Raw genomic sequence first — 15724 nt, 5'->3', positions numbered from 1 at the left:
ATCAGATGGCAAGCAGATTCTCGGTAATGGATTTCGAAATAATAACGGAACGGCTTTACTTGAGTATATGGGAGGAATCAGATGCATCTTGGTATAGGGAACTAGTTGGGGAACGCGGAGTTGAAAAGCCCACTCTTGAAGATGCTCGCAAACATGTGATCAGTTTACGCAATAAAGCACTTGAAAGTGGCATAGGTGCACTTACAATCCGACGCAAAGTTGAAGGAGATATTATTGGGTACTGCGGATTAATTATTGGTCGTTCTACTATAGAAGAGCCTGAAATTGCTTATGAACTGTTCAAATCTGTCCACGGAAATGGCTATGCAACTGAAGCTGCATCAGCCATTATAGAAGCTGCGGTCGCAACTGGGCGGAAACGACTGTGGGCTACTGTTGGGTCTTGGAATACTGCTTCCTTTCGAGTTCTTGAAAAGATTGGTTTCATACGCCACCATAGTACCTGGAAAGAAAATGGAGAAGAAATTGTTTGGAACATGCGTGATCTTTAGGTAACAAATATAGATACTAATCTATGTAACCAAGGTTAGAAAGAGCCATCAAGTATTCTTGGAAATCTCTATTTTCCAGGGTACACAGTTTATGATCTACTCCCATACAAACGGTCAATAAATCAAACATTTTTTGACTATGGCCGAGTAATTTCACTTCTTGAATTTTCCCCTCTTGATCGGTGCCGAAGAATACCATGACATAATTACCTTCTTGAATTCTGGTATATTCGACTTCACTCTTAGTGACGATTTCCAAGTTCAGTGGATTTTGTTTATTTATTTCTTTCCATTCTTTAAGGTCCTTTTTTTCTTGTTCAGTGAATAGCATGAACAATACTCCAGGATCCTCAATCTTAAAACAAGTATCCAGTCTTTTCTCCTCTTCTGGTGATAGGAGGAAAGCGACTTCTTTTAATGGGTAAGAAACTGCAGAATATTCCTTTGTTAAGATCGTTTCAGCTTCTTGTATGTTGTATTGATTAGGAATGGTGAGGCGTGCATATTTTTTATAAAGCTCTTCAATTGTTGGACTCATGGTCATAATTCTCCTTTATCAATGAGTGGCCCTCATTGTCGGTAAGGATTTCAGCATCCGCTAGATTCATTAAGACTTTCTATTACATGTTTGTCAAATAAATTCACCGAATTCATTACAGACGCATCACTCACTTTTGTAATGAGAAATAATCTCTTTCATTAGGTATTTGGCTTCTGCCTAAATAACCTCTAAGCATAAAAATACTCCCCTTCAAGCTAACAGATTATATTTTTTTAATCTGTCAACCTAAAGGGGAGCATAATGATCTCCCAAGCTTTTATATAATTTAGGTTACGAAAAAGTATGTTAATGGGGCTGCAATTTAAGTTTTCTCCATATTATCTAAACTACTTACATTACACCGCCCTAACTTTTAATATTCAATCACATCTCCAGCCTTCATAACCTGCCCCTCAGAATCCTCAAGCATCTCAACAAATTTATGCGGATCCTGCTTAATCGGCGGGAATGTATCATAATGAATCGGCACGACTTTCTTCGCTTTCAAGAAGCTTGCTGCCGTCGCCGCATCCTCAGGTCCCATCGTGAAATTATCACCAATCGGTAGGAAAGCAAGGTCAATCGGATGACGCTCCCCGATCAGTTTCATATCAGAGAATAACCCCGTATCCCCTGCATGGAAAATCGTCTTCCCTTCAATCATTAAGAGAACGCCTGCTGGCATGCCCATATAGATGATTTCATTTCCGTCTGTAATGAGACCCGAACCATGGAATGCCTGAGTCAGCTTCACTTTACCGAAGTCAAATTCGTAAGCTCCCCCAACGTGCATCGGATGGGTTTTCACTAGTTGCCAGCTTAGGTAGGTCGCTAGTTCGTGGTTGGCGATAACAAGTGAATCGTTTTTCTTTGCCAGTTCTACTGTATCACCTACGTGATCATTGTGACCGTGTGTCAGGATGATCACATCTGGTTTCTCGTCGTCCACTTTCAGATCTGTCAGTTCATTCCCGTTGATGAATGGATCGATCAGAATCGTTTTACCGTTTGTTTCGATTTTCACTACTGAATGTCCGTGATATGAAATCTTCATTTTGCATCTCCTCCATATAAACTTATCTATTCTTATCTTCTTACTCTCGTATGCTACTTTATGTTATACCCCAATTTTATAAAAATAAGCGAGTAGGGGCAATTAAGTTGTGGTCTCTACTCGCTCGTATTAAACAGTAATAAAAAAACCAAGGTAACCCTTGGTAAGTGAGATTTTCTATTTTACAGCTGATTGATCATCTGTTTCCTTTTCCAGTACATTCTCGATATAATCTTTGCCCCATTCATACATAGCCTCTAAGATTGGCAACAGTCTTTCCCCATGCTCGGTGAGTGAGTATTCGACTTTAGGCGGGACCACAGGATACACTTCCCGGTGCACGATTAAATGATCTTCGAGTTCCCGTAATTGGTTGACAAGCATTCTTTGCGTGATACCCGGCATAAGAGATTTTAATTCACCAAATCGTTTCGTTCCTTCTTTGCCTAGATGCCACAAAATCAACATCTTCCATTTACCACCGATCACTGCGAGCGTTAATTCTTTCTCACAGTTAAAATTTTTCTCTCCTAAATTTGGCATTTACGTCAAACTCTCCTTTATTTCATCCAATAGTATACTTTTTATCACTATATGCGATGAAAGTGCGTACTTCAAATTTTTTTATATACTGAGTATACTAAACAGCATGCTAGTGAGTAAATACATTCATTTAGCATAACCAATTTAAATTTATTATAAGGAGCGAATATAAATGAAATTACAATTAGCATTAGATCTTGTCGATATTCCGGGAGCCATTGAATTAGTTAAAGAGGTAGAAGAGTATATTGATGTTGTAGAAATTGGTACACCTGTTGTCATTAATGAAGGGCTTAAAGCAGTGAAAGAAGTAAAAGTAGCGTTCCCTAACTTAACCGTATTAGCGGACTTAAAGATTATGGATGCCGCTGGATATGAAGTCAGTCAAGCCTCTGCTGCGGGTGCTGACATCATTACGATTCTTGGAACGGCAGAAGACGAGTCAATCAAAGGCGCAGTAGAAGAAGCCCGAAAACAAGGGAAACACATCCTTGTTGATATGATTGCCGTGAAAGACGTTGCCGCCCGTGCGAAAGAATTGGACGAACTTGGTGCCGATTACATTTGTGTACACACAGGTTATGATTTGCAAGCTGTAGGAAAAAATTCCTTTGAAGATCTACACACGATCAAAAGCGTTGTGAAAAATGCCAAAACGGCCATTGCCGGTGGAATCAAATTGGAAACACTACCGGAAGTTATTAAAGAACAGCCTGACCTCATCATTGTAGGTGGCGGGATCACAGGCAAAGAAGATAAACGAGCGACTGCACGTGAAATGCAGGAATTAATTCAACAAGGGTAATGAAACGATGAAGTCTACTCAATATTTAGCCAAAGTCGTCGAAGAATTAAGTCAAACGGTGCACTTAATCTCTGATGAAGAGGCAGAGAAATTAGTAAACCAGATTCTGGAATCCAAGAAAATCTTTGTGGCTGGTGCCGGCAGATCTGGATTGATGGGTAAATCTTTTGTGATGCGAATGATGCACATGAGGATTGATGCCTATGTCGTTGGGGAAACCGTAACAGCTAACTTAGAAAAGGGTGATCTATTAATCATTGGATCAGGTTCAGGAGAAACCAAAACGTTAGTGGCGATTGCTGAAAAAGCTAAAAGCTTGGGAGGTACCGTCGCAGCGATAACCATCTCTCCTGATTCAACCATTGGAGAATTAGCTGATCTGACCGTTACATTACCAGGAGTAACGAAAGACCAGTCCGAAGGTAATTACAAAACGATCCAACCAATGGGCTCCCTATTTGAGCAAACGATGTTGTTATTTTATGATGCCATCATCCTGCGCTTTATGGAGAAAAAAGGATTGGATTCTGGTAAAATGTATGGAAAACACGCTAATCTAGAATAGAGTAAAAAATACAGAAAAAGCCACATTTCAGTATGTGGCTTTTTCTGTGTGCTCTTATTTCCCATACGAAGTATTGCCCTCCATCAACGTAAGAGATAAGATCGAGGACTCAATATCTCTCCTATAATTACATAAAAAAGCCGACTAACATTCCCATGCAGTCGGCTTCCTGTTGTTATTGTTGCTCTAATTGAGTTCTAGTATCTGAATAATCTACATCATGCGCCTCAGCAACAGCCTGGTAAGTAACATATCCGTTCAATGTGTTGATACCTTTTAATAAAGCTTCGTTGTCTAAGCACGCTTTTTTGTAGCCTTTGTTTGCGATTTGAACCGCGTAAGGTACGGTTACGTTTGTTAATGCGATGGTAGACGTACGAGGTACGGCACCAGGCATGTTGGCAACGGCATAGTGTACAACACCGTGCTTCACGTATGTTGGATCGTCATGCGTTGTGATGCGGTCTGTTGTTTCAAAGATTCCGCCTTGGTCGATGGCGATATCGACGACAACTGAACCAGGTGTCATTGCTTTGATCATGTCTTCTGTTACTAATTTAGGTGCTTTCGCTCCTGGAATCAGAACAGCTCCGATGACGAGATCTGCTTCTTTGACAGCTTGTTCGATATTTAACGGGTTAGACATAAGTGTTGTTACGTCGCTACCGAAGATATCATCAAGCTGACGAAGGCGATCCGGGTTAAGATCAAGGATCGTGACGTTGGCACCAAGACCGACAGCCATTTTCGCTGCGTTCGTACCGGCCACTCCTCCACCGATGATCGTTACTTTACTGCGGCGAACCCCAGGGACACCTGAAAGTAATACACCTTTACCACCGTGGATCTTCTCTAAGAACTGGGCACCGATTTGAGTCGCCATACGTCCAGCTACTTCACTCATCGGAGTCAGTAACGGAAGGGCACGATTCAGTTCAACCGTTTCGTACGCGATTCCGATCACTTTATTATCAATTAACGCTTTCGTTAATTCCGGCTCTGGAGCAAGATGTAAATATGTAAATAAGATAAGCCCCTCGCGGAAATAAGAGTACTCACTTGGAAGTGGCTCTTTTACCTTCATGACCATATCCATGGACCATGCTTCCGCTGCAGAATCAACGATGTGTCCACCTGCTGCTTTGTAATCTTCATCTGTAAATCCTGAACCCATTCCCGCTCCAGCTTCAATGTAAACCTCATGTCCGAATTGAACAAGGTTCACAACACCAGCCGGCGTCATGGCCACACGATTCTCGTTGTTTTTAATTTCCGTTGGTACACCAATACGCATACTAAGCCAACCTCCTAAATGCACTATTGCTCCTTGGAGCATTCACTTCCTAAATATAACACTATTCATATATAATAGCGAAGGGCAATTACTCACCCTGTAAGCACTTACATTCTAACAAATAAATAAGGAAATATCTCTATTTTTCTTTAAAAAAATAAATGATTATTTCTTCGCTTTTTTTCAAAAATTCTTTAAAATAGAAACCATGCATCCTAGTATACCCAAAGGAGACCATTATATGAAACAACCCATGATCGAACGGCTCGGACTCGAAAAGGTCCCACCTGAATTAAAATCAACCACATGGATCGAATACTTCATCATACAGCTCGCCTTCTCCGTGAACGCAGGAAACTTCCTCATTCCGGCACTCGCCGTCCTGGAAGGAGGACTATCCTTTCAGGCAGCATTTCTTGCCACCGTACTCGGAGCAAGCGTCGCCTTCCTATTCGTCTCATTCCTGTCACTACCAGGCTCCCGCTACGGCCTGCCCGCCCAATACGTCCTGAGGTCCATCATCGGAACCCGGCTGTCGATGCTCATCGCATCCCCCATCCGGTCCCTGACGTCCCTCTACTGGTTCAGCGTCCAAACCATCGGAGGAACCTTCGTCATCATCTCCATGGTGGAAAAAGTAACACCGTACACCATCCCATTCATACCGGTCGCCATCGGACTCGCCATCATCATGACCCTTCTAGCCCTCATCGGCTTCGAAGCCGTCAAAAAAGCGACCAAACTATTCATCCCGATCCTCGTGATCGGCCAGGGAATCATACTCTACCTATTCCTAACAGAAGGAGCCGATTCCCTCCCAACACTCACACAAGGCCAGGAACCCTTCTCCATCGGAACGTTCCTATTCTACTCAAGCCTCGTCTTCGTCCAATACATCTCAGGCGTCAGCGCATCCTCCGACATCACCCGCTACAGCAAAAGCGACCGCCACGGATTCTGGGGACTGTACAGTGGAAACGTCGTCGGATTCATGATGACCGCACTCCTTGGAGGATTGAGTGCCAGCCTGTTCAAGGATCTGAATCCATTTGTGGCAGCGGGACAACTGACCGACTCCAGTCTGCTTCTCTTGGTGATCACGGCTTGTGCAATGGTATCAATGATTTCGATTAATCTTAGTAATGCATATACAGGGGGATACAGTCTGCTAAATGCACTGCCTTCCCTGTCGCGTATTCAAAGTGCACTGTTGTTCAGTGTTGCTGGGATCATATTAAGTTCGTTTCCTCAGCTGGTTTATAATGCTGAGGAGTATATTTCTTATCTGGGGATCCTGATCATTCCGATATCGGCGATTGTTGTGACTGATTATTTGGTTATTCGGAGAGGTAGGATTTCTGAGAGTGCGCTGGTGAGGCTTGCGAGTGGGGAGTCGAATTTTAATCGGGAGGCGTTGATCGTTTTAGTGATTGGGATGGTGTTTTATTTGGTGATTCCTGATTCGTTTTCACCAGGGTTTAGTTGTTTTATTGTTACTTGTGTTGTTTATGTGGTTACTAAGGTGCGAAGACGGATAAAAGAGCATGAGGCTATTCAGAATCTTAGTTAAGTACAGAAAGACAACCTGAATATAAGCTCCTCTCTTCTTAAAAGCAAACTTATGGACTTCGCTTTCACTTTTGAAACAAGTAAGTTAGTAACTATTTTGTTACGTCAAAAAAAGACATTGAAGTATCTTTTCTCCGTTATTTATGACCTATTAACCAAATTCTCGACTCTTCAATCTTTATAAAATAATGGTAAAAAGAATGTTAGAACTACTAAGAATAAAATTATTAAACCATGTGGTTATTTATATCAAAATATATCAAACTAGAGTGTGCTATATTTTAATCATTCCAAATCAAACCCAAACACCTGGTGGAAATAACTAGAAAAATGAAGCCCTATGGTAATTACCATAGGGCTTCATTTATTGATAGTGTTGTGGATCATTATGCAATCACTAGATAACTTGAGAAAATGCATTTCAAGAAAAATACTATTCTATAACTTTAATACCAACTCATTGAAATTTTCAACCTTAATACTTTTTCTAATTTCAATTGGGTCACCATTAGAGTTTTTACCATTTACTAAATCACCAAAGGTCGGTCCGAACTTACTATACCCATTAAATTTGATAATAGCTAAGTCAAATTGCTGAAACTTTTTAAGCATTAATTCATAGAAAGATGAGTCGTGAGTAGAAATGAATAATTGTTTATTATATGTTTTTTGGTCTGTAATTCTTCTTAGGAGATCAATGAATGCTAATGAATTTAAACTATCCATACTTTGAATTGGATCATCTAAAGCAATAATATTTAGGTTACTCCATTCTTGCATAATTGCCATGGACAAAAATAAAGATAAAGCAATAGTATTTACTTGAGCAGCACTATAAATAAATGAAGGATTTGCTCCCATATCATCATCAGATAAAACACTTAGCAATAATTTAAAATTCCCGTACCTTTTCTCAGTTTTGAAGTTTAATTTATTAAATATAGGATGTGAATTTAACTTAGAATATATTTGTTGAACTAATACAAATAACTCTTCTATGGATTGTTCATTAAGATCTTCAATTGCTAAAGGAACACTTTTAATTACTCCTTCTAGAATTGAAATTTTATCATTTAGACCATTAATTTGTTGTTGTAAACTTTTAATTGTGATTTTACTACTCTCTAAAGTTTTTTCTTTTTTTGAAAGGATTGTTGATGTTTTTAAGTTTTCCATTTCTTTAATAAGAAGTTCTAAAATATTTGTTTTACTATTTAAGAATGCCTTTTGTTTTTCATACTCATTAAACTTTTCAATTACAAGTTCACTGACATAATGTGGATCATCAAAATTATTTATTTTAGAATCTACATGAGACATTCGAGAATTGAAATTTTCCAGAAAAATGTTATTAGATTCTATATTTCTTTTAATAATCTTAATATCCTTATTTTCTTGGACTTTATTGTTTCTTAATAATTTTGTTTTTTCATCCTTAATCTTTTCAATGGAATCCGTAATATCATTTAGTGTTGCAATTTCTAATTTATACTTAGCCATATGATTACTAAATTGACTATTATTATCTTCAATAATTGATAGTGTTTTACTTAATCTATTAAGTTCTATATATAAATTAGATAATTTTTCTTTTTGCTTAAGAATATTATCTGCTACTCTTTCAATTTCTAATTTAAACTTGCTTACATTCTCCATATAAATTTTCTTATTATTTTTATATTCTTCTTCACCTCTAGTATAGTTTCTCTGAGAAGTATTGTATCTTTCTAAAGCTATTGGAATATTAAGGTTTACATCTTTTTGAGCTCGTTTCGCGAAGTTAACTAAATATTCCGAAGTAACATTTTCATTACCACAAACTGGACAGCTATCTACACTATCAGCTGTTTCAACAAAACTAAGCACTTTTCTTAAAAGTGAACTATATTTTTCATCTACTTTTTCAAGATTAGTTAAAAAATTCTGATCTTCCTCTTTTATTTTTTTTAATATCCCTAATTCATGTTCTTTTACCTCTAAATCATTAAGGCTTTTAGCAACCTGATCCAGTTGATTGATAAGCTTTTCTTTTAAGTTAAGATTATTTACATTTATATTTATAAAGTTTTTTAATTCTTTAAACTCTGATTGCTCTATTGATTGTTCAAGATTATTTACTGCATTCATATAGAATGTTTCTAGTTTACTTATGTACAAACTTAATTTTTCAATCTCTTTTTGTGCCTCATACTTTGATCTCTCTTTATTTATTAAATCTTTCTTACCTTCTTGAAAGTCTAAAAAATTGGCCTCCATCCAGTTAAAATCTATTAGCTTTTCATCTAAATCTTGTATTCGCTCAAGAGTATTTACTTTAGCTTTATTAGCAGCTAGATTATCAAAAATTAGATTATATTTATCTAAATCCCTATATAATTCACTTACTTTTTGAAATCTTTTTTCTATTAAATTTTTTTCTTTGAAAAGATTACTATTGTCTTTATGAATCATTTTAAGTAAAGTCTCAGCATTAGAATTCAGATTCAATTCTTTATTAAATAACTTATTATATTCCACCAATAGTCTTTTAGCTTTATGAAGATCATAATCATACTTGTTTGCATTTTTCTTAAGATCATCAATATCATTTTTTAGCCCATCTTCTTTTATTTGAGCTTCCCTAAGGTTTTCTCTAATTTCTTCAACATCACTATTTAGCCTTTTATGTACTAGTTTAAATTTTTCTTTATAATGATTATATTGCTCTGTACCAAGAATAGTTGAAAGTGCATCGTAACGATCACCCTCTTTTGCTCCTCTTAAAAAATGGTTTAATTTTTCTTGACTAGAGTAATGTGTTAAATTAAATATATTGTTCAAATTCTCTTGATTAATTTTATCTATCCATTCATTATTTATTAATAACTTGCTAAGGTATTTTGCAGCATAATCTTCTCTAAAACAAACTTCTCCTTTTATTTCTACCCTTAATGTACTTTTTCCATAATCGGTTTTAGAATCATCAATTATCCCTATCCTTGTAATAACGTATTCTTTCTCTTTTTCCGCTAAGACAACTTGAACAAAAGGAGGTATAGAAGAAAAGGTATTCCCAACAAATTTCGACCTATTTCTCTCATCTGAGGAATCATCATATCTATTAATTTTCCCAGTTAACACCCATTCAAATGAATCAAAAAAAGAGGTCTTACCATGGCCATTAGGTCCATATAATAGAACTAACTGTGAGTTTTCAAACACAAATTCTTTCTTCTCATTAAATCCTCTAAAGCTTTCTATAATAAGTCTCTTTAATTTCATTTGAATACACCCTCTGCTTTTTTTATTAATTGATAGATACCATCTGAATCTATTTCTTCTCCATTTTGAAAAAAGGATTCACCTAGCAGACGAGTTGCACTTTCAGGTAGAACGCTTTTTAAACTATTTAAAAACATTTTTTCTTGGTGTATTACTAACCTTTTACTTTGAAATTGCTTAATAAAATCAAACATAAAAGGTAACCTATTAAGATTCACTTCATTATTCGGTATAACAATTTTCCTAAAAAATCTACGGTCATTTTCAATTAACTTTCTTTGAAGAGGTGATGTAATATCATTGACCAAAAAAATTAAATATATATCCCATCTTAAATTATCAATACTATTAGGCAATTTAGCTTGAACTCTTGTGGCAAGCTCATATGAACACTCCTCCCACCTTGCTGTTAACTCTACCTCATTTTCTAATTCTACAAATCCATAGATTCCTTGAGTAGAAGCATAAACTACATCTATGTTTATCCAATCATTTTCCAATTCAATTGCCCTAAGTTCTTCAACTAAAAAATCTTTAATCAAATTAATCACCTACTAAAACCTCCATTAACATATCTTGTAACTCATTAATATTATTTTTTTCTCTTAATTTTCTAATGCATTTTGCACAACAAATCTTTATATTGCCAAGCTCTTTATAATTATTTTGATCATTTTTTATATTTTCAAAATAACCAATTTTAGTCGTCTTTCCAAAGTCGGTTATTACTTTTGTGAAAGGAAAATCTTGTCCATTTCCACAAATTTCACAAAGGTTTTCTTGATCTAAGTCCATATTTGCATTCTCAATAATCCATCTATACTTAAAATAATTATTTGCAGGTGTTTGATCATATAATTTTGTACCTAAATCCATAAGTATGATAGGAATGGTGCTTTTTCTAGTTGAATAAATTAATTGTAACCATCCACTTTTATCTTGCAGAATTAACTTTAAATTTGCTTGATCAAGTAACTTGAATGACCAATTTTTTATTTTACAATTTACATACGTTAATATTTCAAACAATTCTCCTATTCCTTCGGATATTAAATTATTTGTATTCTCACGAGGATGCTGATATTTCTTTAAAAATTCTTTCATTAAATCAATTTCAATATTTAATAATCTCTCATAAACCTCATCCATTGATTCCAATAACAAAGTTTTTATTTCCTTTTTAATTCCTACACTAGAAGAAATAGCTTCACTCATACCTGGTTTATATTTATCTAACTCCATTTTTATAGGGTTAATTTGAATAGCATTATGATCAAACCAATTAGCTAAAGATGGATATTTATTGAAAACAGTATCACTTGTGACAACCCCTGCTTTAAAATTCCCATCAACAACTAATGCAAATAATTTATTCCAAACATCTGTACCGCTTTCTAGACCTCGTACTCTTCTTTTAGTTGTTTCAAGAAACTGTATAATGTTCCTTTGTGCATGGCTAGTATCATTATTGTAGTCATAGCTAATCACATAGACACACTTTATGAAAACCCATAATTCGTGATTAGTTACATTTGTTCCATTCGCACTTTCAACAGCTTCTTTAAATAAAACATATATGTTCTGCATATTATTATTGGCATTTACTCTAGATTGAAAATCATTACTATCTAAGCTCACCCTTGCTCTATCAAGAAAATTTATTGTATGAGTATATGTGGTCATATTAGTAGGTAAGCCCATAACAATTGCAAATACATCAGTAATTTTATTAAATTCGCTACTATTAAAATCAGTCCAAAACCCCTTAATTACATCCCTGAATAGCTCATTATTTGTTAACATTATTCTAAATTTCATTTGGGCATATATCTTGCTACAATTACCATGAACTGGTTTAAAAGCTAATACCATATCATCAGTTTGAATATTTTTATACCTTGTTTGAAAAGAAATATTGTCAATAATGTAACCATCTTCAAATCTATTAATACTAATTTTCCCACCACTAATCATTAAACACACAAATTCGGTTTGAACTTTATGTTCAAATGTAGTACCACCAGCTCCTGTTGCAATTGGACTCGAAGTTCCACTCATTTTATCACCAACCTGAATAGTTTTCTTTCATATAATATTAAAGGAAATATAAGTATATTTAGCATAATGTATCCACATATATTTTAACAAAAAATGGTTAAATTCTACACAATTAGACGTGAATCAATTACAAGAGTAATGTATTACTAAAAGGAAAACCGCTCATAATTTAAATAATAAGCGGTTTTCCTTAAATATAATATTTATAGAATTTCTTAATTAATTCAATCAAATGTTCTCTAATTAGAGATAACGACCAGTGATATTTAAATGCAAACTAGACTTAAATACTACCAAATTCAGATTCTCTTAGTTTTCTTATATTTCAACTCCATATAAATTAATAGTCCATATTTGTCAATCGATCCTATTAAATAATACTTTAAATTTTGCGCCTGCACTCTGTACTGCTGCCCATGTATTATTTAAAATATAATGAAAAGGGATGTATTGCTTATTTGTATGGTGATTTGTAATTGATCTATATTTTGAAAGAGAGAACATGTTGCCAATCAAAGCCCATACGTAAACTTCACCTTCCTGATCTTTTTTTATATCTTTTATCAACTCCCATAATTCTTCTGGTGTTTTTTTTTCTTTATTTTTAATCATTCTTAACTTTTTTACTTTATATTTAGCCCCTATCCATTCAGAATTCCAATTTTCTATTCCTGGATTTTCTATGCTTAATGGATGAACATAATCTAAATTTTTTATTATCTGACCACATATTTCTTGAAAAGATGAGGCGGATAATTTCTTTTTCTCTTTTGTAGCTTTGCAATGGATAAAATAAACCTTACGTTTGTTTTCTGAATCTTTTATTCCGATAAAATCTGCAATTTCATTTCCTAAGTCACTACAAATTATATAGTCTAAATCCTCTAACTCTTTTTGTATAACCTTTGACTGGTCATCGGTTGAATCGAGAATGCTTCCTTGATTTGAAATTAAATGAAAAAGGGAGTTTTCATCCCAATCATCCCTAATTTCTTCTCTGCTTACAAGAGGTCCTTTTTCAGTAAGAAGAATGTCCTCTTGTAACTTAAACTCTTTTAATATAGGTAGAAGCTCTTTTTTTTCTTTATCAATCCCAACTTTAAAGAAAAAATTATGCGAATAAATATATCCAGGTGAATTAGTTACTACTTGAAATGCCTGTTTCCTATTCAAATAATCTGTAATACTATTTCCTTCTTTATCAATAGAAATCTTCATTTTATCTAGTTGCGCGAAATAGTATCTATTTTTTTGAGGATCAAAAAGCACCTGTAGTTTCTTTTCAAAACCATCATAAAATTCAAGTGTTACTACCCACTTACCACCTTCAGTATTGACTCCATATGCACTTTTAATAAGTTCTATTGGCTTGCTATCATTTAATAAATTTTTGATATTAAATTGTATCCATATTGGCTTAATATCCTTAGGTTTTTTAGTAATTGGTGCATATCTACTAAATATATTTTCAGTATTTGATGGTTTTTTAGTTAATTTCTCCTCTAAAAAGTTCAACCATTTTAAATAGTTTGATAGTGAATACTCATATGAGGAATCAGACACTTTTGAGTTTCTAAAGCCTATATACCTCTTACTAACCTTATCTTCCATATTTATTATTGTGCCATTAGCGGTAGTAGCGAACCTATATTTATCAGTAACTTGAGGTGCAGTGTTTTTTAAATTATCTGCAAAAAATACACTTCTATTTACTTCATTTTTTGAAATGCTACCATTCGTAATAGAGATTTGCGAAAATTTACTCTTTTCATTAAATAATTTTTGTAATTGTGTGGATTCCAATGTATTAAAATTATCTTTAATAAAGTTTGGTATAATATTGTTCGAATCAAACACAAATAATATATCGTTAATCACCTTTAACAGTAATATTCCTGTTTTAACTTCAAGAAATGACTCGTTAACCAAGTAAGGTGAGTTTTTGTATGAAGTATAAAATGCAAAGAAAAAGGATTCTTTTTCCTCTATAACCTTGCTAATTATATAATAATCCTCCAAAGCAAAAAATTCTTCTACTTTCTTAACTATTTCATCAAAATCATAGTTTTGATTATAAAAATAAATATTTGTCCTTAATGGAAGTTTGTATTTATAAAGAATATCCTCTTTCTTGCTTCGGTGTTGAATTTTTTTTAGAAACCGCTTCTCATTATGTAAAATGTCAGGATGTCCATTAATAATTTTTTGCATATAATCCTCAAAATTAAAGAAGATTAAATCTTTGTTTAAAAAAAGTTTTTTTTCGTAAAAAATATATTCCTCCCACAACTTTTCCTGATCCTGCTCTGAATTTTTATAGTAAACTTCTCCAAATTCTTGATATATAGAATCTTTGCCAAAGTTGCTATGCCTAATAATTCTACCGACTTGTTGTACTAATGATCTTACGTCTGTAAAAGTTCCATAAATAGCAACGGCTACAAATTTATTATCATCAAGTCCTTCTAACATTTTATTTTGATGCAACCAATAACTTACTGCTTTCGACTTAATATCACTAGGCACATTTTTGACCATATCACTATAAGTATCTGCACTATTGAAAGTGTCATGTATAGCAATAGCTCTTTTACCACTATTTCTTAAAACTTGAAGAGCTTGTCCAATTTCTTCTGTATTATTGAACCTTAAAATTATTTTATATTCATCTTCAAATTTTTCAAATTTAGTGATTATTTCTTCCATAAATGATTTAACATCCTTACTTTCAAGTAAGTTAAACTTTACATTTCTAACGTAATTATTTTCAACCGCTAACTCAAAAGGGAAGTTGAATACAAAGTCTTTATTAAATTTAAATTTCTTGTTATCATTCCTGATTGGAGTAGCAGTAAAGAGTATAACTTTTTTTTCTAAATTCCTTATTGCTAATTGCCACTCTTCTGCTGGTTCCCTATGGCCTTCGTCAAAAATAATTAAGTCAATCTTTCCCTTGAGTTTTTGATAATCTTTTTTGTTAGATTTTATATCTGATAAACCCTTCACAGTAGATATATATACACTCGGATCATTTTGTAAGGAACTTTCAAATTTGCTTGGTAGTAATTCTTTTACACCTTTTATATTTAGATTAGTTAGATTAAATTTTTCTATAATATTCTTTTCTATTTCAAACAAAAGGTGTTTTTTAACAGCTCGAGATGGAGTTATTATTAAAATATTCTTTACCCCACTGTAAAAATGACTTAATAGTCCAATTAATACAGTTTTCCCAGTGCCAGTAGGCATTTTAATTAATGCATGATCAGTAGTGGGACTATTTAAATATCTAGTTGCTAAATTTAATGCATCAATTTGAAAATCATACAGTATATTTTGAATTTTGATTTTGTCATTCCATTTTTTAGAGTTCAGTTCTTTTCCCATATTAAATTACTCCCTTTATATCATTTCATAAAGATAATACTACAAGAATTGTAAAATATCTTACATTCCCTTAAAAATTGGGGTCTGACCCCCAGTACATTAATGCTTCACCATACAGAGGGTCAGACACCAATA

General features: G+C 34.1%; 12 protein-coding genes. 4 read left to right on the top strand and 8 right to left on the bottom strand.

All coding sequences use genetic code 11. The features are described 5' to 3' along the window. The first annotated feature begins 5 nt into the window (after positions 1-5). Positions 6-512, top strand: coding sequence for a GNAT family N-acetyltransferase (locus KYJ26_RS07185; RefSeq protein WP_219166604.1), 507 nt, complete (start codon positions 6-8; stop codon positions 510-512). 16 nt (positions 513-528) lie between these two features. On the opposite strand, the gene KYJ26_RS07180 is transcribed toward KYJ26_RS07185, so the two are convergent. The 3 genes from KYJ26_RS07180 to KYJ26_RS07170 form a co-directional block, all read right to left on the bottom strand. Then, complete coding sequence (locus KYJ26_RS07180; RefSeq protein WP_219166603.1) at positions 529-1050, bottom strand: hypothetical protein; 522 nt, start codon at positions 1048-1050, stop codon at positions 529-531. Between the two features lie 376 nt (positions 1051-1426). Further along, positions 1427-2107, bottom strand: coding sequence for a metal-dependent hydrolase (locus KYJ26_RS07175; protein ID WP_219166602.1), 681 nt, complete (start codon positions 2105-2107; stop codon positions 1427-1429). A gap of 177 nt (positions 2108-2284) precedes the next feature. After that, complete coding sequence (locus KYJ26_RS07170; protein WP_219166601.1) at positions 2285-2650, bottom strand: winged helix-turn-helix transcriptional regulator; 366 nt, start codon at positions 2648-2650, stop codon at positions 2285-2287. A 172-nt stretch (positions 2651-2822) separates the two neighbouring features. Here KYJ26_RS07170 and hxlA point away from each other — a divergent pair, with 172 nt between their 5' ends. Further along, a complete protein-coding gene (gene hxlA / locus KYJ26_RS07165; RefSeq protein ID WP_219166600.1) occupies positions 2823-3455 on the top strand; it encodes a 3-hexulose-6-phosphate synthase in 633 nt (210 codons plus the stop codon). A 7-nt stretch (positions 3456-3462) separates the two neighbouring features. Continuing rightward, the gene (hxlB, locus tag KYJ26_RS07160; protein ID WP_219166599.1) at positions 3463-4020 is read left to right on the top strand and encodes a 6-phospho-3-hexuloisomerase; all 558 of its coding nucleotides are present in this window, start codon (positions 3463-3465) and stop codon (positions 4018-4020) included. 175 nt (positions 4021-4195) lie between these two features. On the opposite strand, the gene ald is transcribed toward hxlB, so the two are convergent. Beyond that, entirely contained in the window at positions 4196-5314 is a 1119-nt protein-coding gene (gene ald / locus KYJ26_RS07155; RefSeq protein WP_113969681.1) for an alanine dehydrogenase, read from the bottom strand. A 241-nt stretch (positions 5315-5555) separates the two neighbouring features. Here ald and KYJ26_RS07150 point away from each other — a divergent pair, with 241 nt between their 5' ends. Beyond that, on the top strand, positions 5556-6884 hold the full coding sequence (locus KYJ26_RS07150; protein ID WP_219166598.1) for a purine-cytosine permease family protein: 1329 nt from the start codon (positions 5556-5558) through the stop codon (positions 6882-6884). A 437-nt stretch (positions 6885-7321) separates the two neighbouring features. On the opposite strand, the gene KYJ26_RS07145 is transcribed toward KYJ26_RS07150, so the two are convergent. From KYJ26_RS07145 to KYJ26_RS07130, 4 genes are all read right to left on the bottom strand, one after another. Next, positions 7322-10144 carry an AAA family ATPase gene (locus KYJ26_RS07145; protein WP_219166597.1) on the bottom strand — a complete coding sequence of 941 codons (2823 nt, stop codon included), beginning with the start codon at positions 10142-10144 and terminating at the stop codon, positions 7322-7324. Next, positions 10141-10695 (bottom strand): ABC-three component system middle component 1, encoded by a 555-nt coding sequence (locus KYJ26_RS07140; RefSeq protein WP_219166596.1) that lies wholly within the window; start codon positions 10693-10695, stop codon positions 10141-10143. The genes KYJ26_RS07145 and KYJ26_RS07140 overlap by 4 nt, the downstream gene beginning before the upstream one ends. Beyond that, complete coding sequence (locus KYJ26_RS07135) at positions 10688-12202, bottom strand: ABC-three component system protein (protein WP_219166595.1); 1515 nt, start codon at positions 12200-12202, stop codon at positions 10688-10690. Before KYJ26_RS07135 ends, KYJ26_RS07140 begins: the two co-directional genes overlap by 8 nt. Before the next feature lie 357 nt (positions 12203-12559). Continuing rightward, entirely contained in the window at positions 12560-15589 is a 3030-nt protein-coding gene (locus KYJ26_RS07130) for a DEAD/DEAH box helicase (protein ID WP_219166594.1), read from the bottom strand. Between the last annotated feature and the right edge of the window lie 135 nt (positions 15590-15724).

The organism is Rossellomorea orangium, from assembly GCF_019334305.1.
GTDB lineage: Bacteria > Bacillota > Bacilli > Bacillales > Bacillaceae_B > Rossellomorea.
This window is presented reverse-complemented; position numbering and strand designations above follow the sequence as displayed.

Excerpts from the sequence above, each read along its gene's own strand:
- KYJ26_RS07185 (WP_219166604.1), top strand. The coding sequence starts at position 6 with ATGGCAAGCAGATTCTCGGTAATGGATTTCGAAATAATAACGGAACGG.
- KYJ26_RS07180 (WP_219166603.1), bottom strand. The coding sequence starts at position 1,050 with ATGAGTCCAACAATTGAAGAGCTTTATAAAAAATATGCACGCCTCACC.
- KYJ26_RS07175 (WP_219166602.1), bottom strand. The coding sequence starts at position 2,107 with ATGAAGATTTCATATCACGGACATTCAGTAGTGAAAATCGAAACAAAC.
- KYJ26_RS07170 (WP_219166601.1), bottom strand. The coding sequence starts at position 2,650 with ATGCCAAATTTAGGAGAGAAAAATTTTAACTGTGAGAAAGAATTAACG.
- hxlA (WP_219166600.1), top strand. The coding sequence starts at position 2,823 with ATGAAATTACAATTAGCATTAGATCTTGTCGATATTCCGGGAGCCATT.
- hxlB (WP_219166599.1), top strand. The coding sequence starts at position 3,463 with ATGAAGTCTACTCAATATTTAGCCAAAGTCGTCGAAGAATTAAGTCAA.
- ald (WP_113969681.1), bottom strand. The coding sequence starts at position 5,314 with ATGCGTATTGGTGTACCAACGGAAATTAAAAACAACGAGAATCGTGTG.
- KYJ26_RS07150 (WP_219166598.1), top strand. The coding sequence starts at position 5,556 with ATGAAACAACCCATGATCGAACGGCTCGGACTCGAAAAGGTCCCACCT.
- KYJ26_RS07145 (WP_219166597.1), bottom strand. The coding sequence starts at position 10,144 with ATGAAATTAAAGAGACTTATTATAGAAAGCTTTAGAGGATTTAATGAG.
- KYJ26_RS07135 (WP_219166595.1), bottom strand. The coding sequence starts at position 12,202 with ATGAGTGGAACTTCGAGTCCAATTGCAACAGGAGCTGGTGGTACTACA.
- KYJ26_RS07130 (WP_219166594.1), bottom strand. The coding sequence starts at position 15,589 with ATGGGAAAAGAACTGAACTCTAAAAAATGGAATGACAAAATCAAAATT.